Annotated in this window: 17 protein-coding genes and 2 pseudogenes; 10 read left to right on the forward strand and 9 right to left on the reverse strand. The window is 74.7% G+C overall.

Annotation, left to right across the window (positions count from 1 at the left end; all coding sequences use genetic code 11):
- Positions 1 to 26: 26 nt before the first annotated feature.
- Positions 27 to 293 (reverse strand): helix-turn-helix transcriptional regulator, encoded by a 267-nt coding sequence (locus tag AB0I21_RS40585; RefSeq protein WP_344507401.1) that lies wholly within the window; start codon positions 291 to 293, stop codon positions 27 to 29.
- Positions 294 to 362: 69 nt separating this feature from the next.
- Between AB0I21_RS40585 and map the strand changes: the two genes are divergently transcribed.
- Both map and AB0I21_RS40595 read left to right on the forward strand, forming a co-directional pair.
- Positions 363 to 1,178 (forward strand): type I methionyl aminopeptidase, encoded by an 816-nt coding sequence (gene map, locus AB0I21_RS40590; protein ID WP_360569010.1) that lies wholly within the window; start codon positions 363 to 365, stop codon positions 1,176 to 1,178.
- A gap of 354 nt (positions 1,179 to 1,532) precedes the next feature.
- Positions 1,533 to 1,679: pseudogene (locus AB0I21_RS40595) on the forward strand (helix-turn-helix domain-containing protein); the annotation flags it as partial.
- A 99-nt stretch (positions 1,680 to 1,778) separates the two neighbouring features.
- Here AB0I21_RS40595 and AB0I21_RS40600 read toward each other — a convergent pair.
- From AB0I21_RS40600 to AB0I21_RS40625, 6 genes and pseudogenes are all read right to left on the reverse strand, one after another.
- Positions 1,779 to 2,630, reverse strand: a complete 852-nt coding sequence (locus AB0I21_RS40600; protein WP_360569011.1) for a ribokinase — start codon at positions 2,628 to 2,630, stop codon at positions 1,779 to 1,781.
- Between the two features lie 132 nt (positions 2,631 to 2,762).
- Entirely contained in the window at positions 2,763 to 3,521 is a 759-nt protein-coding gene (locus AB0I21_RS40605; RefSeq protein WP_360569012.1) for a hypothetical protein, read from the reverse strand.
- A gap of 143 nt (positions 3,522 to 3,664) precedes the next feature.
- Positions 3,665 to 4,222, reverse strand: a complete 558-nt coding sequence (locus AB0I21_RS40610) for a hypothetical protein (protein WP_360569024.1) — start codon at positions 4,220 to 4,222, stop codon at positions 3,665 to 3,667.
- 140 nt (positions 4,223 to 4,362) lie between these two features.
- A pseudogene (locus AB0I21_RS40615) lies at positions 4,363 to 4,773 on the reverse strand (Hsp70 family protein); the annotation flags it as partial.
- Entirely contained in the window at positions 4,766 to 5,386 is a 621-nt protein-coding gene (locus AB0I21_RS40620) for a rhomboid family intramembrane serine protease (protein WP_360569013.1), read from the reverse strand. The gene AB0I21_RS40620 and the pseudogene AB0I21_RS40615, both read right to left, overlap by 8 nt.
- Before the next feature lie 14 nt (positions 5,387 to 5,400).
- Complete coding sequence (locus tag AB0I21_RS40625; RefSeq protein ID WP_360569014.1) at positions 5,401 to 6,516, reverse strand: DUF4132 domain-containing protein; 1,116 nt, start codon at positions 6,514 to 6,516, stop codon at positions 5,401 to 5,403.
- Between AB0I21_RS40625 and AB0I21_RS40630 the strand changes: the two genes are divergently transcribed.
- Complete coding sequence (locus AB0I21_RS40630) at positions 6,515 to 6,700, forward strand: hypothetical protein (protein ID WP_360569015.1); 186 nt, start codon at positions 6,515 to 6,517, stop codon at positions 6,698 to 6,700. The genes AB0I21_RS40625 and AB0I21_RS40630 overlap by 2 nt on opposite strands.
- An 81-nt stretch (positions 6,701 to 6,781) precedes the next feature.
- Positions 6,782 to 7,345: a helix-turn-helix domain-containing protein gene (locus AB0I21_RS40635; RefSeq protein WP_360569016.1), complete on the forward strand. Its 564-nt coding sequence runs from the start codon at positions 6,782 to 6,784 to the stop codon at positions 7,343 to 7,345.
- 63 nt (positions 7,346 to 7,408) lie between these two features.
- Here AB0I21_RS40635 and AB0I21_RS40640 read toward each other — a convergent pair whose 3' ends face one another.
- Together AB0I21_RS40640 and AB0I21_RS40645 are read right to left on the reverse strand one after the other, a co-directional pair.
- The gene (locus AB0I21_RS40640; RefSeq protein WP_360569017.1) at positions 7,409 to 8,626 is read right to left on the reverse strand and encodes a HAMP domain-containing sensor histidine kinase; all 1,218 of its coding nucleotides are present in this window, start codon (positions 8,624 to 8,626) and stop codon (positions 7,409 to 7,411) included.
- Entirely contained in the window at positions 8,623 to 9,273 is a 651-nt protein-coding gene (locus AB0I21_RS40645; protein ID WP_344507425.1) for a response regulator transcription factor, read from the reverse strand. The genes AB0I21_RS40640 and AB0I21_RS40645 overlap by 4 nt, the downstream gene beginning before the upstream one ends.
- 100 nt (positions 9,274 to 9,373) lie before the next feature.
- On the opposite strand from AB0I21_RS40645, the gene AB0I21_RS40650 reads away from it, so the two are divergent.
- The 6 genes from AB0I21_RS40650 to AB0I21_RS40675 all read left to right on the forward strand — a co-directional run bounded on the left by AB0I21_RS40650 (position 9,374) and on the right by AB0I21_RS40675 (position 14,234).
- Positions 9,374 to 9,901, forward strand: coding sequence for a hypothetical protein (locus tag AB0I21_RS40650; protein WP_360569018.1), 528 nt, complete (start codon positions 9,374 to 9,376; stop codon positions 9,899 to 9,901).
- A gap of 82 nt (positions 9,902 to 9,983) precedes the next feature.
- Complete coding sequence (locus AB0I21_RS40655; RefSeq protein WP_360569019.1) at positions 9,984 to 11,039, forward strand: peptidoglycan-binding protein; 1,056 nt, start codon at positions 9,984 to 9,986, stop codon at positions 11,037 to 11,039.
- Entirely contained in the window at positions 11,036 to 11,692 is a 657-nt protein-coding gene (locus AB0I21_RS40660; protein WP_360569020.1) for an ABC transporter ATP-binding protein, read from the forward strand. The genes AB0I21_RS40655 and AB0I21_RS40660 overlap by 4 nt, the downstream gene beginning before the upstream one ends.
- Positions 11,689 to 12,894, forward strand: a complete 1,206-nt coding sequence (locus AB0I21_RS40665) for an ABC transporter permease (protein ID WP_360569021.1) — start codon at positions 11,689 to 11,691, stop codon at positions 12,892 to 12,894. Before AB0I21_RS40660 ends, AB0I21_RS40665 begins: the two co-directional genes overlap by 4 nt.
- Before the next feature lie 165 nt (positions 12,895 to 13,059).
- The gene (locus AB0I21_RS40670; protein ID WP_360569022.1) at positions 13,060 to 13,815 is read left to right on the forward strand and encodes a class I SAM-dependent methyltransferase; all 756 of its coding nucleotides are present in this window, start codon (positions 13,060 to 13,062) and stop codon (positions 13,813 to 13,815) included.
- A gap of 89 nt (positions 13,816 to 13,904) precedes the next feature.
- Positions 13,905 to 14,234 (forward strand): YciI family protein, encoded by a 330-nt coding sequence (locus AB0I21_RS40675; RefSeq protein ID WP_360569023.1) that lies wholly within the window; start codon positions 13,905 to 13,907, stop codon positions 14,232 to 14,234.
- The last annotated feature ends 100 nt before the right edge of the window (positions 14,235 to 14,334 follow it).

Consider the following 14,334-nt stretch of genomic DNA (forward strand, 5'->3'; position numbering starts at 1 on the left):
GTGTACGGCCAGCGGCCGCGTGAAAGTTACGAGGCCTGACGGACGGGGGTGTCGGGGAGCCAGGCGTCGGCCAGGTCGCTGAGGGGGACGCCCAGGGCCTGGCTCAGGCAGACCACGGTGCCGAACGCCGGCGCCGGGAGGCGGCCCGTCTCGATCTTGCGCAGCGTCTCGGGGGAGATGCCGGCCGCCAGGGCCACCTCGACGAGACTGCGGCCCGCCCGCGCGGCCCGCAGTGCCGCTCCGAGGCGCTGGCCCGCGGCGATCTGTTCGACGGAGAGTGGTTGGCGAACCATGCGAGCAGGATACCGCCCCGGACCGCGTGTGGTATAAAAATACCGCACACGGAAGTGGGGAGAGGTGTCGTGATCGAGCTCAAGTCCGCCGACGAGATCGGCCGGATGGCGGTGGCCGGGCAGTTCGTCGGTGAGCTGCTGGCCGAGTTGAGCGGCGTCGCCGCGGTCGGCGTGAACCTGATGGACGTCGAGCACCACGCCCGCCGCCGGATCAAGGAGCGCGGCGCCGAGTCCTGCTACTGGGACTACGCCCCGTCGTTCGGTAGCGGCCCGTTCCGCAACGTGCTGTGCCTGTCGGTCAACGACGCCGTCCTGCACGGCCTGCCGCACGACTACGTGCTGCGCGACGGCGACCTGCTCAGCATCGACATGGCCGTCGGCATCGGCGGCTGGGTCGCCGACTCCGCGCTGTCCTTCGTCGTCGGCACTCCCGACCCCGCCGACCTGAAGCTCATCGAGGCCACCGAGGTCGCCCTGGAGGCCGGCATCAACGCCGCCCAGCCCGGCGGCCGGATCGGCGACATCTCCGCCGCGATCGCCGAGGTCGCCCACTCCTACGGGTACAGCGTCAACGGCGAGTTCGGCGGCCACGGCATCGGCCGCACCATGCACGAGGCCCCGCACGTCGCCAACGTCGGCCGCGCCCGCCGCGGCATCAAGCTCGAGCCCGGCCTCACCATCGCGATCGAGCCCTGGTTCTGCCGCTCCACCGACAAGATCAAGTACGACAAGGACGGCTGGACCATCCGCTCCGCCGACGGCTCCCGCACCGCCCACTCCGAGCACACCGTCGCCGTCACGCCCTCCGGCCCCCAGGTCCTCACCCGCCGCCCCACCCCCGGCGCCCCGGCGGACTCCGCGCCGACGGACGCCACCGCCGCCTGACCCGGGGCGAGGCACCCGCAGACGGCCCCGATCCGGCGACGACCGGTGCGCGCCACCGTCCGGCGTGGCCGGGCGAGCACCACCGTCCGGCGTGGCCGGGCGACCGCCGCCGGACGCCGCCAGGCGGCTCCCGAGCAGCGCGGCGGCGCCGGCGGCGAGCAGCAGGCCGACGCTGCCGGCGATGTCGAGGACGTAGTGGTTGCCGGTGGTGAGGACGGTGGCGGCCATTCGGCCACCGGCCTGCCGCTGGTGCCGTCGCTGCTTGGCCGGCCGGGACTGAACATCCAGCTGGGCGACCCCGCCTGCTCGTTCGTGCAGTACGCGCTGCGGGCGACACCCGCCCCGCCGGCCCAGGTGCAGGGCCCGGTCCAGCTCTTCGGCGCGCACCGGGCCGCGATCCTGCGCGACCTGGACGTCCCGCGCTCCACGACCGAGCTCAGCCGGCGGCCCCGGCTCGGCAAGTCCACGGTGTCCTACCACCTCGCCGCGCTGCTCGGCGCCGGCCTGCTCGTCCGCGCCCGCGAGGGCAAGGCCGTGCACTGCAGCCGCAGCCGCGACGGCGACCAGATGACGGCGCTCCCGGTCACTCAGAACTCGCCGTTACGCTCGCAGGCTCGCCGCCAGCGCGGTGACCTCGGCGGCGGTGGGCAGGCTGGCGCGGGCACCGACGTCCCGGGTCGCGAGGGCGCCGGCGGCGCAGGCGAGCCGGACGGCGTCGTCGAGGTCGCGGCCCGCGTCGAGGGCCCAGGCGAGCGCGCCGCAGAACGCGTCCCCGGCACCGGTGGAGTCGACCGCCCGCACCGGATGGGCGGGGAATTCCGTGACGCTGTCCGGCCGGTGTACCCGGCAGCCGGCCGACCCGAGCGTGACGATCACGGCGCCGACACCCCGGGCCAGCAGGGTCTCGGGTGGGCCGAGGAGCGCCAGCTCGTGCTCGTTGGGCACCAGGACGTCGACCTGCGCGAGCAGCGACGACGGCAGCGGCCCCGTCGGCGCGGGGTTGAGCACGAACGTCCAGCCCGCCGCGGCCGCCCGCCGGCCCGCCTCGGCGACGGTCTCCAGGGGCACCTCGAGGCTGGCCAGGACGACGCCGGCGCCGGTGAGCTCGCCGACGTCGTCCGGCGCCAGGTTCGCGTTGGCGCCGGGGACGACGGTGATCGCGTTCTCGCCCCTGGCGTCGAGCATGACGACGGCGAGCCCGGTCGGCGCCGGGTCCTGCCGCACCCGCGTCACGTCCACACCGTCGAGGCTGCCGTAGTCGAACCCGGCGCCGACCCGGGCGACGAGCGCGCACGCCCCGCCGAGCCGGCTCACCGCGACGGCCTGGTTGCCGCCCTTGCCGCCCGCCACGGTCGTCGACCCGGTGGCGATGATCGTCTCGCCGGGCGGCGCGATCCGCGGCGTGTGGACGACGAGGTCGACGTTGACCGCGCCGACGACCAGCACGCTCATCGGACCCCGCCGTCCCCGCGCGCGACGTTCATGACGCGAGGTGTGTCTGCGATGTCCACCCCGCGATCATCCTCCACGAGGAGCGCCCGGCGTTTGCCGGTACTGATGACCGATGGGGTGATCAGCCCACCGTCAGGCGGTCTGGTACAAGATCTCGAGGAAGGCACCGGTCGGCGCGAACTTCTTCCACTGCAGCTGGTCGTTCTCGTCCAGGGCGCGGAGACCGAACGTGATGTCGGCGCCGGCCGCGGCGGCCTTCTGCTGGACGGCGTTGGTCACGCCGCCGCTGAACGTGACCGCGTGCGACGCCTGCCCGCAGGTGGTGTTGGCCGACGTGGAGACCGACGCCACCTTCGTCTGCCAGTAGCCGGTCGAGTTGGCCCAGGTGGTGGTCGCCGGAGCGGTCAGGTCCTGGGTCTTCCACAGGTCGACCGGCGTCGCGGCGCACGAGGCCGAGTGGTTGAGGGTCAGCGTGACGGTCGCGTTGAGGATCTGGGTGCCGGCGACCGGGGTCAGGCCGTCGAAGCGGACGAACGACCGCCACACCCGGGTGGTGCCGTACTCCCGGCCGGAGCGCATGGCGTCCCGGTTGGTCGTCCAGAACGAGGTGGTCGGGTAGCCGCTGGACACCTGGGTCCACGCGTACGTCGACACGTACAGCACGGCGGTGCCGTCGGCCTGCACCTGCAGGCTGCTCGTGGCGGAGCGGTGGTCGAGCGCCTCGACGGTGATCCCGCAGGCCTTCGCGGCCGCGGCGGCCGCCGCCTCAGTCGGCGCGACCGGGGAGCAGGAGGGTGCCGCGTGGCCCGCGGCGGGCGCGAAGAGCACGGACGCGGCAACAGCTGTCACCGCGAGCAGGCTCTGGGCAGACTTCTTCCAGGCAGACGTCATCGAATCCCCCGTGGATCGCATGGGCCACCGGCACGCGGCCGCGCTTCAGCGCATCGCCCCCGGTGGATGTCGATGCTCAACGTAGGTCAATGCCTTCGCCGGAGCAAGAGGGTCCCGGCGAACTTCGACGGAACCCTGCGCCGTCATGTCCGGCCGTCGGCGCGCAAGCGCATGGCGTACTGGCCCGCCGGGACGGCGGCGAGCATGGTGACCGCGAGGAGCAGGACCGCGAGCAGGGGCTGGCGGCTGTGGAGGTAGGTGCCGGCGGCGAGCACGGCCACGACCACCGAGGCGAGCAGGCCGCCGCCGGTCAGCACCGCCCAGGCCTGGCGGGCGGCACGGACGGCGAGCGCGAGCGCGGCGGCGCCGGCGAACAGCGCGAGGACCCAGCTGATCTGCCACGGCTGCGGGCCGGCGTGGTTGCCGGGCCAGTCCACGACGCCCAGGCCGAGCAGGCCGCGGTGGACGTTGCGACCGGGTCTGGACGCGTCGATGACGGTGATCGGCGTGAACGGCGAGAACTTCGCGCGGACCGGGTCGGCGCGGCCCAGGACCATGGTCGCGGTGCTGGCGACCGCGAGCAGGACGGCGGCGACCGCGGTGGCGAGCAGCGCCGGCCGGACGCGGTCCGGTGCCGGTCGGCCCGCGCCGCGGACCGCGAACCACGCGACCGGTGCGGCGCAGGCGAGCAGGCACAGCACGGCGATGAACGCGGACCCGGGTGCGCCGCCGGCGGTGGTGGCGGGGGAGGGGCGGTCGCCCGTACAGTGCGATCGACCGGAAGCGGAGCCGCCGCCGCGGGCGTGGGAGCGGCGCCCACGGTGTGGACGCTGCCGTTGGCGACGACGAGCTCGGGCTGCTCCAGCACCACCGGCGCCACCCCCAGCGCCCGGTGCAGCAGCGTGGCGACCAGCGGGATCCGGCTCGACCCGCCGACGAGGAACACCCCGGCGAGCCGGTCGGCGGTGACCCCGCTGGTGAACAGCGTCGCCGTGGTCAGCGCGACGGTGCGCTCCAGCCACGGCCGGACGAGCGTGTCGAGCTCGTCGCGGGTCAGGTGCAGGTCGACGTCGAAGAGCGGCACGCTCAGCCCGGCGCTGCTGCCGCCGCCCTTGGCGTGCACCCCGGACGGCAGCAGCGGCGAGGCGTCGAAGAGCAGCAGCTCGACGGCGCGGTGCGGGTCGGCCCGGGCGAGCGCGGCGACGGTGTGCGACGTGCCGAAGTCGATGCCGAGCGTCTCCCCGTCAGACATGCACCGAGCCTATCGACCGACGTTGCTGGACGGCGAGCGCCGCACCCGCCGCCGCGCCCAGCGTCGCGGCCCCGCCGTGGACGTCGCCGAGGACGAGCAGCACGAGCGCCGCGACGAGGCTCACCGTCCCCAGCACCCGGACCTGGAGCGAGGTGCCGAGCACCAGCGCCGCCGCGGCGAGGGACGCGGCGAGGCCGAAGTCGACCAGCGAGCTGCCCGCGCCGACCGGCAGGACGACGAGCCCCCACAGCCCGCCGAGCACCTGCACCGTGCCGGCGAGCACGAGCCACCGGGCCGTGCCCCAGCGGCGTTCGGCGAGCGTGCCGAGGACGGCCAGCGCGACCAGGTTGAAGACGGTGCCGGTCCAGCCGCTGTCCTGCACGACGAACGAGCTGACGAGCCGCCACACCTGCCCGTCCGTGATCGCCGCCCGGTCCCGCCGCAGCGCCTCGAACAGCCCCGGCGCGACCGTCAGCTGCAGCCCCGACACGACCGCGACGACCGCCGCCGCGGCCGGCGTCGCCATCGGGACCTTCGCGGGCCCGGCCGGGTGCGGCAGGCCCGCCCCGGCCCACCCGGCGGTGACGAGCAGCGCGACGTAGAGGACCGCCATCCGGGCACCCCGAATCAGTGGGCGAGCGCGAGGACCGTGTGGGCGACGCGTTCCAGCAGGTGTTCGTCGTACGGTAGCCACGGCACCGCTGAAGCGGGGACCCGGTGCCGCACGTCGGTGGTGACCGGGTCGCCGTCGCGGGTGACGCGGGCGGTGGCGAGGTGCACGGCGTAGGCGCCGACGTGGACGTGCCGGTCGCCGAACGACACGCCGTCGACGCCGGCGAGGATCCGGCGCAGCGCCGCGCGGCGCATCCGGTCCGTCTCGCCGAGCGGCCGGTCGGCGAGCCTGGTGAGCGTCTGCCAGCGGGCGTCGTCGCGCAGCTGCGGGTCGTCGTCGAGGCCGAACGCGGCCACGCTGACGAGCAGCTCCACGCTGCGCAGCGCCTCCGACACGAGCACGGGCGGCGCGTCGGTGAACCGGGCCGGGCACCACTGGCCGCCGTCGCGGTGCTGCAGGTGCAGCGCGCCGGTGAAGCCGAACCCCGCCGCGCCCCGGTGCAGCGGGCCGTCGACGGCGAACGCCACCCGCCACCGGCCCAGGTCACGGCGGAGCAGCCCGGCGCCGTGCTCGCCGCGCCAGCCGTCGCGCACCGCCACGCCGAGCAGCGGCCGGATCGCCACCGGGTACCCGCCGAACATGTCGGTCGCGGTGCCGTCGCCGGCCGGATAGTGCCCGCGGAACGCCTGCCGGACCGGCTGCGTCAGCCGCCGCTCGACGACCGTGTCCCGCCAGGCGGCCCGCTCCGCCGCGCCGGCCCGCGCCGGGTGCCACAGCCGCACCCGTCCGCCCCGCGGCGGCGCGCCGAGGGCCGCCTCCCATCGGCCGGGCGCGGTCTCGGCCTCCCAGATCAGCCGCGCGGCGAGGTCGCCGGGCACGTCGGCGTGCCACCGCTCCCACGGGAAGCTGACGTCGCCGAGGTACCCGCCCTCGAGGGCGTGGGTCATCGTCGTCAGCTGGGCCCGGGTCGGGGCGGCGCCGGCGGGCAGGCGCAGCGCGATCGCGGGCCGCCGGGCGAGGCCCTGCTCCGCGACGGGCGCCAGCCGGTCGAGCTTCTTGACGAGACCGGCGTGGCGGGCCGCGGTGCGGGCCGCCCGCAGCGCCACCGGGCGCGGCGTCGAGGCCATCATGGGCTCGCACAAGCTGCTCGACATGACCGCCTACGGCCGCCAGGAGACCTGGGAGTCGTCCCCGGACGGGTGGCCCCAGGAGCCGACGTACACCAGGTGGCGCCGCGACGGCCGGCCCGTGCCCCAGTGGACCAGGCCGTCCGTGACCCCGGTCGGCGACCGCCAGGAGCCGCACTGCCACTGAGCCCGGCGTCCGCGGAGGATGCCGGGTTCCTCCGGCGTACCTATTGACAAAAAAATCTTGTACGTAAAGACTTGGCTTGTCATGAGAGACGTCGTCTACCTCGACCAGATCGAGCAGGCTGAGGCCCTGCTCAAGCCGCAGCGGATCGACGTGCTGCGGCGGCTCGCCGAGCCCCGGTCCTGCACCGAGGTCGCGGTCGAGCTCGACCAGACCCCGCAGCGGGTCTACTACCACGTGAAGCGCCTGGTGGAGGCCGGCCTGGTGAGTCAGGTCGCCGAGCGCCGGGTGCGCGGGATCCACGAAGGGATCTACCAGGCGGCGGGCCGGTCCTACTGGCTGTCCCCGGGCCTGGTCGGCAGGATCGGGCTGCGTCAGGCCCGCGACCTGCTCAGCCTCGGCCACCTGGTCGACCTGATGGAGGAGGTGCAGGCGGACATCGCTGCGCTCGACCTCACCCGTCCGGACCTGCCGTCGATCGGCGTGTCGGGCGAGATCAAGGTGCGCCCGGAGCAGCGCAAGGCGTTCCTCGACGAGCTGCAGCAGACGCTGCAGGACCTGTTCACCCGCTACGGCGGCGCCGAAGGCGACGGGTTCCGCCTGGCGGTCGCCTGCTACCCGAAGGATCACCCCGCGGACCGTGCCTGACCCGTGCCCGGTCGCGGCCGTTCAGGCGCCCCTGCCACGCCCGGGCACCCGCCGGTAGCCCGCTCACGGCGGGGTGTCGGTCGGTGGGGGCGGCGGTGGCAGGGTGACGGTGACCGTCAGGCCGCCGGCGTCCTGCGGCTCGGCGACGACCGTGCCGCCGTGGGCGCGGACGATCGACCGGACGATGGCGAGGCCCAGGCCGGTGGAGCGGCCGCCCGCCGGGCGGTCGGCGGACAGCCGCTGAAACGGCTCGAACAGGCGGTCGACCTCCGCCGGCGGGATGGCCGGGCCGCTGTTGCGGACCACCACGACCGCCGGGCCGCCAGGGGCGCCAGGGCCGCCAGGGCCGCCAGGGGCGCCGGTCGTCACGTCGACCCAGCCGCCGGGGACGTTGTGCCGGACCGCGTTTTCGACCAGGTTGCGCACCAGCTGGTCGAGCAGGGCCGGGTCGCCGAGCGCGGGCGCCGGACGCAGGTCGGTGGTGACGGTCAGGTCGGCGGCCACGGCCTCGGGGTCCGCGTCGCCGAGCGCGGTGGCCGCGGCGAGCGCCAGGTCGTGCGGCTCGCGGGTGACGGCACCGCTGTCGCTGCGGGCCAGGGCCAGCAGGCCGTCCAGCAGCCGCTCGGCCCGGCCGGTCGCGGTGAGCACGCGGGTCGCCATCGCCTGCCACTGCTCGGGTGTGCTCTGCTGCTTGGCGAGCAGGACCTCCGCGCCCGTCCGCACGATGGCGAGGGGGGTCCGCAGCTCGTGCGAGGCGTCGGCGACGAACCGCCGCTGACTGTTGAACGACCCCTCCAGCCTGGTCACCATCGCGTCGAAGGTGTCGGCCAGCTCCTTGAGCTCGTCGTCCGGCCCGGCCAGCGCGACCCGCTCGTGCAGGTGGTCCTGCGAGATCCGCCGGGTCGTGGTGGTCAGGGTGCGCAGCGGCCGGAGCATGCGGCCGGTGACGATCCACGAGACGCCGACCCCGGCGACGAACGTCAACGCCAGCGCCAGCGCCGACATCTCCCCGGTGTGCAGCAGCTCCCGCCGGCGCAGCCGCTCGTTCTCGGCCAGCTCCCGCCGCACCGCCCAGAACTTCTCGGCCCCCTCCGAGCCGTCCGTGGGTGGCTGGATCCCGGCCAGTTCGGCCGCGGTCGGGCCGTTCACGTTGGTGTAGAGGCTGTTGTACAGCAGCGCGTAGTTGAACGCGAGCAGCCCGGCGCAGGTGAGGACCAGCATCACCGCGTACACCAGAGTGAGCCGCAGCCGGATCGAGCGGCGGGGCCGGTGCGCCCTCACAGCCGGTACCCCGCGCCGACGAGCGTCTCGATCAGCGGCGGGTCGCCGAGCTTCTTGCGCAGCCGCGCCACGGTCACCCGGACGGTCGCGGTGAACGGGTCCGCGTGCTCGTCCCACGCCCGCTCGAGGAGATCCTCGGCGCTGACCACGGCGCCGGCGGCGGACATCAGGATCTCCAGCACGGCCAGCTCCTTCGTGGTGAGCGGGATGATGCGCCCGCCGCGGGTGACGACCCGCCGGCCGGTGTCGAACGTCAGGTCGGCGCGTTGCAGCACCCGCGGCGCGTTGTTGGCCCGCCGTGCCAGCGCCCGGATCCGCAGCACCAGCTCGTCGAAGACGAACGGCTTCGGCAGGTAGTCGTCGGCGCCCAGGATCAGGCCGGCGACCCGGTCCGCCGCCTCACCCGCGGCGGTGAGCATCAGCACCCGCGCGTCGCTGCCGCCCGCGGCGAGCGCCGTGCAGACCTGGTCGCCGTGCAGCAGCGGCAGGTCCCGGTCGAGGACCACCACGTCATACCGGTTGGCGCCGGCCTTGTGCAGCCCGTCCAGCCCGTCGCCGGCCACGTCCACCGCCATGCCGTGGTCGCGCAGCCCGTCGGCGACCTGCTCGGCCAGCAGCGCCTCGTCCTCGATCAGCAGCACCCGCACCGGACCGTCCTTTCCCTGCCATTGTCGGCGGACGGGGATAACACCAGCGTTACAGACGCTGTGACGCCCGCGTTGCCGGTCAGCTGCTGCACTGGCCGCCATGAGAACGAGACTCCTCGCCCGGGCCGTGCTGCCGCTCCTGCTCGTCGCCTGCGCCGGCGCCTGCTCGAAGTCCGGCGGCGACGACGGTGTCGCCACGGTCGACGGCACGTCCAGGCCCAGCGCGACCGCGACCGGCAGCCTGCAGGAGCAGGCGATCGCCTACACGCGGTGCATGCGCGAGCACGGCGTCCCGCTCAGCGACCCGGAGGTCAGCGCGTCGAGCATCCGGATGGGCCCGGTCGACAAGGCCGCCGTCGGCAACGACAAGCTGACGGCCGCGGAGGCGGCGTGCGCGCCGCTGCTGCCGCAGCTCCCGCCGGCGGAGGCGGCGGCGAAGGTGGAGAAGTCCCGGGAGTTCTCGCGGTGCATGCGGGCGCACAGCTTCCCCGACTTCCCCGACCCGGACGCCGACGGACGGGCGGTCGTGCCGGACCCGATCCGCCAGAGTCCGCGGTACGAGGAGACGAAGCGCCTCTGCGACGACCAGGTCCGCTCGTTCACCCCGTCCCCGGCGGCGACCCGATGAGCAGGTCGCTGACGGCCGGGTCGCTGCTGCTGCTATGCGACGGCCACGTCCGGTCCTGCCCGCCGAGCCCCGCGGTGACCCGGTGAGACGGCGCGGGCAGGCCGCCGCGGTCGCCGGGGTCGTGGGCGCGGCCACGGCGGCGGCCGTCGGGCTCGCCGGCTTCCAGTTCAGCGGTGGCGACACCGGCATCCAGGACGCGTCCGACCTGCCGCCGGCCACCGCGCAGGTGACCCGCACGACGATGCTGGACACCGACGACGAGCCCGGCAGCCTCGGCTATGGTCCCGCCACGGCCCTCGCGGGCCGGATCCCGGGCGTGCTCACCCGGCTGCCGCAGGCCGGCGACGTCATCGACCGCGGCCAGCCGGTGTACCGCGTGGACGACGCGCCGGTCGTGCTGCTGTTCGGGGAGGTCGCCGCGTACCGGACGCTCGCGCCGGGTGTCGTCGGCGCCGACGTCCGGCAGCTGGAGACGAACCTGCGGGCGCTCGGCTACACCGGGTTCACGGTCGACGACAGCTACTCGGCGACGACGGCCGCCGCGGTACGCCGCTGGCAGCAGGCGCACCACCTGCCGCAGACCGGGCAGGTCGAGCTCGGCCGGGTCCTGTTCGCGCCCGGGGCGATCCGCGTCGACACCGTCACCGCCGGCGTCAACGGGTCCACCGGGGACGGCGACGAGGTGCTGCGGTTCACCGGCACCGGACGGGAGATCACGGTCAAGCTCGACGTGTCCAAGCAGCGCCTGGCCCGCAAGGGCGTGGCCGTCCAGGTCCAGATGCCCGACGGCCGGACGGTGCCCGGCCGGGTCGAGCGGGTGTACACGGTGATCGAGCAGCAGGACGGCCCGCCGCTCACGAAGATCGAGGCGATCGTGTCGCTGGGCGACCCGTCGGCCGCGACCGGCGTCGAGGCGGCCGTGGTCACCGTGACGTTCACCGCCGCCGAGCACAAGGACGTGCTGACCGTGCCGGTCGCGGCGCTCGTCGCGCTCGCCGAGGGCGGCTACGGCCTCGAGGTCGTCGAGGGCTCCGGCACCCGGTACGTGCGGGTGGAGACCGCCCTGTTCGCCAACGGCCGGGTCGAGGTCACCGGCGACGGCCTGCGCGAGGGCATGACCGTGGGGATGCCGCGATGATCGAGCTGACCGGCGTCACCAAGGAGTACCCCGGCGGGGTCCGGGCGCTCGCCGGGATCACGCTGCGCATCGGCGCCGGCGAGCTGGTCGCCGTGGTCGGCCCGTCAGGGTCCGGGAAGTCGACGATGCTGCACATGCTCGGCACCCTCGACCGGCCCACCTCGGGCACGGTCGCCGTCGACGGGCACGACGTGTCGCGGCTGTCGGACCGGCAGCTGTCGGCGCTGCGGGCGGGCCGGATCGGCTTCGTGTTCCAGCAGTTCCACCTCGCCGCCGCGGTGCCCGCGCTCGACAACGTCGCCGACGGGCTGCTCTACGCGGGCGTCCGGGTGAAGGAGCGCCGACGGCGGGCGGAGGCGACGCTGGAGCGGGTCGGACTCGGGCACCGCCTCGGCCACGAGCCGCACGAGCTGTCCGGCGGCGAGCGGCAACGGGTCGCGATCGCCCGCGCCGTGGTCGGCGGGCCGGCGCTGCTGCTCGCCGACGAGCCGACCGGCAACCTGGACACCGCGTCCGGGCGGGGCATCCTGGCGCTGCTGCGGGAGCTGCACGCCGCCGGCACCACGGTCGTCGTCATCACCCACGACGCGTCGGTCGCCGCGGCGTGTGACCGGCAGATACACCTGCGCGACGGCAGGGTGGCGGACCGGTGACCGGGCCCCACCTCAACCCTGCCCGCCTCGCCGTGCGGGACGTGGTCCGGGTCGGCGCGGCCGGCCTGCGCACCCGGCCCACCCGGGCGCTGCTGTCGGCGCTCGGCATCGCGCTCGGCATCGCCGCGATGGTCGCGGTCGTCGGCATCTCCTCCTCGTCCCGGGAACAGCTCGACCGGCAGCTCGCCGCCCTCGGCACCAACCTGCTGACGGTCGCGCCCGGCCGCACCGTCGAGGGCGACGCGGCGAAGCTGCCCGCCGAGGCCGAGGCGATGATCGCGCGGATCGGCCCGGTCACCGGCGTCTCGGCGACCGGGAAGGTCACCGGCGCCAAGGTGTACCGGACGGACCGGATCAACCGGGCGGAGACCAACGGCCTCACCGTCCTCGCCGCGCGGGAGAGCCTGCCACGGACCGTCGGCGCCACGGTGCGCGGCGGCACCTGGCTCAACGGCCTGACCGGCCGGTACCCGGCGGCGGTGCTGGGCGCGGCGGCCGCGGAGCGGCTCGGCGTCGGACGGGCCAGCCCCGACGTGGAGATCCTGGTCGGCGGCGAACGGTTCACCGTGATCGGCGTGCTGCGCCCGGTCGCGCTCGCCCCCGAGCTGGACCCGGCGGTGCTCATCGGCTGGGACGTCGCCGCCACCGCGTTCGGCTTCGACGGCCGGGCCAGCACCGTCTACGCGCGGACCCGCGACAGCCAGATCGAGGCGGTCCACGGCGTCCTGGCCGCGACCGCCAACCCGCAGGCGCCCGGCATGGTCGCGGTGTCCAAGCCGTCGGCCGTCCTGGCCGCCCGCCGGGCCGCCGACACGACGCTCAACGGCCTGCTCCTCGGCCTCGGCGCGGTGGCCCTCCTGGTCGGCGGCGTCGGCGTGGCCAACACGATGGTCATCTCCGTCCTGGAGCGCCGCGCCGAGATCGGCCTGCGCCGCTCGCTCGGCGCCACCCGCGGCCAGATCCGCCTGCAGTTCCTCGTCGAGTCGCTGCTGCTGTCCACCATGGGCGGCCTCGGCGGGGTGGTGCTCGGCGTCGCCGTCACCGCCGGCTACGCCACCTACCAGGCGTGGCCCTCGGTCGTCCCGGCGTGGGCGACCGCCGGTGCCGTCGCGGCGACGATGCTCGTCGGCGGGGTCGCCGGCCTGTACCCGGCGATCCGCGCCAGCCGGCTGTCACCGACCGAGGCGCTGTCCGCGCCCTGAGCCACGGTTCGCAGCGGCCGGGCACAACGGGCCCGGCCGCACGGGTACGGTCACTGTCATCGTCAGATCGCTGCGGGGAGGGCACCCGGGTGCGGCACGAGCCGCACTGCCACCTCGACGGCACGGTCGCGGCCCAGGCCGCCGGCAACCTCGAGGACGGTGGCCATGCTGGAGCGGGTTGACTACGACGTACGGCAGCATTCGGTGTACTCGGCCGGGCGGGCGCTGCCGGAAGGGACCGCGGGGCTCTGGTCCGGGGTGTTCGCCAGGTGGGCGGGCGCGCCGAACCCGTTGACGGCGCTGGACCTGGGCTCGGGCACGGGCCGCTTCACCCCGATCCTCGCGGAGACCTTCGGCGGTCCGGTCTACGGCGTCGAGCCGTCCGGGCGGATGCGGGAGCAGGCGGCCCCCCACCCGCGCGTGCAGTACCTGGCGGGCAGCGCGGAAGCGATCCCGCTGCCGGACGACTCCTGCGACGTCGTGCTGCTGTTCCTCGTCTTCCACCACATCGTCGACCGGCCCCGCGCGGCGGCGGAGATCCACCGGGTGCTGCGCCCGGGCGGCCGGGTCCTGATCCGCAGCGCCTTCGCCGACCGCCTGCCCGACCTGTACTGGCACCGGTTCTTCCCCAGCGCCCGCGACGTCGAGCTGCGCATGTTTCCGACGGTCGCCGAGGTGACCGAACTCTTCGAGGACGCGGGCCTGACGGTCCTCGGCCTCGACCAGATCCGCGAGACGGTCGCCACCGACCTCGCCGCCTACGCGCGGCGGCTCCGCCTGCGCGCCATCTCCACCTTCGAGCACCTGACCGAGGAGGAGACCCGGCTCGGCTTCGCGGCCCTGGACCGCGCGGTCGCCGCCGGGGACGACCCGGGCCACATCACAATGGACAGCGACCTGCTCGTCCTCGGAGATTCCTGAGGAACCTTGTCGGATCGGGCGGGACGTGTTCGTAGATGGGATGAGCGCCGCCGACGAGGGCGGCCCGGACCACGGGAGATGATCCGAGGATGCAGTACCTGGTTTCCGTCCTCTTCGACGACAGCATCGTGCCCAGGGACGATGAGATGGCCGCGATCGACGCGTTCAACGACCGGATGCGGGACGAGGGACACTGGGTCTTCGCCGGCGGCCTCGCCGAGCCCAGCGCCGCGACGGTCCTCGACAACCGCGACGGTGCGGGCCTGATCACCGACGGCCCGTACGTGGAGACGAAGGAGTACCTCGCCGGCTTCTGGGTCTTCGAGGCGCCCGACCTCGACGTGGCCCTGAAGATCGCCGCCGAGGGGTCGCGGGCCTGCAACCGCCGCGTCGAGGTCCGCCCCTTCGCCCAGCCGTGACCCGCCGGGTGGGGGGGGGAGCGGGGGCGCACGCGGCCCCCCTCCCGGCCCGTGTCATACAAACTATAATAAAAACAAAATAAAAAAAAAAAAAAAACGA

Source organism: Dactylosporangium sp. NPDC050588 (assembly GCF_040654975.1).
Classification (GTDB): Bacteria; Actinomycetota; Actinomycetes; order Mycobacteriales; family Micromonosporaceae; genus Dactylosporangium; species Dactylosporangium maewongense.

Bases quoted from the DNA above. Each gene is read 5' to 3' on its own strand.
- AB0I21_RS40600 (WP_360569011.1), bottom strand. From the start codon at position 2,630: ATGAGCGTGCTGGTCGTCGGCGCGGTCAACGTCGACCTCGTCGTCCAC.
- AB0I21_RS40675 (WP_360569023.1), top strand. From the start codon at position 13,905: ATGCAGTACCTGGTTTCCGTCCTCTTCGACGACAGCATCGTGCCCAGG.
- AB0I21_RS40635 (WP_360569016.1), top strand. From the start codon at position 6,782: ATGAGAGACGTCGTCTACCTCGACCAGATCGAGCAGGCTGAGGCCCTG.
- AB0I21_RS40660 (WP_360569020.1), top strand. From the start codon at position 11,036: ATGATCGAGCTGACCGGCGTCACCAAGGAGTACCCCGGCGGGGTCCGG.
- AB0I21_RS40620 (WP_360569013.1), bottom strand. From the start codon at position 5,386: ATGGCGGTCCTCTACGTCGCGCTGCTCGTCACCGCCGGGTGGGCCGGG.
- AB0I21_RS40585 (WP_344507401.1), bottom strand. From the start codon at position 293: ATGGTTCGCCAACCACTCTCCGTCGAACAGATCGCCGCGGGCCAGCGC.
- AB0I21_RS40630 (WP_360569015.1), top strand. From the start codon at position 6,515: ATGGGCTCGCACAAGCTGCTCGACATGACCGCCTACGGCCGCCAGGAG.
- AB0I21_RS40670 (WP_360569022.1), top strand. From the start codon at position 13,060: ATGCTGGAGCGGGTTGACTACGACGTACGGCAGCATTCGGTGTACTCG.
- AB0I21_RS40625 (WP_360569014.1), bottom strand. From the start codon at position 6,516: ATGATGGCCTCGACGCCGCGCCCGGTGGCGCTGCGGGCGGCCCGCACC.
- AB0I21_RS40605 (WP_360569012.1), bottom strand. From the start codon at position 3,521: ATGACGTCTGCCTGGAAGAAGTCTGCCCAGAGCCTGCTCGCGGTGACA.
- AB0I21_RS40650 (WP_360569018.1), top strand. From the start codon at position 9,374: ATGAGAACGAGACTCCTCGCCCGGGCCGTGCTGCCGCTCCTGCTCGTC.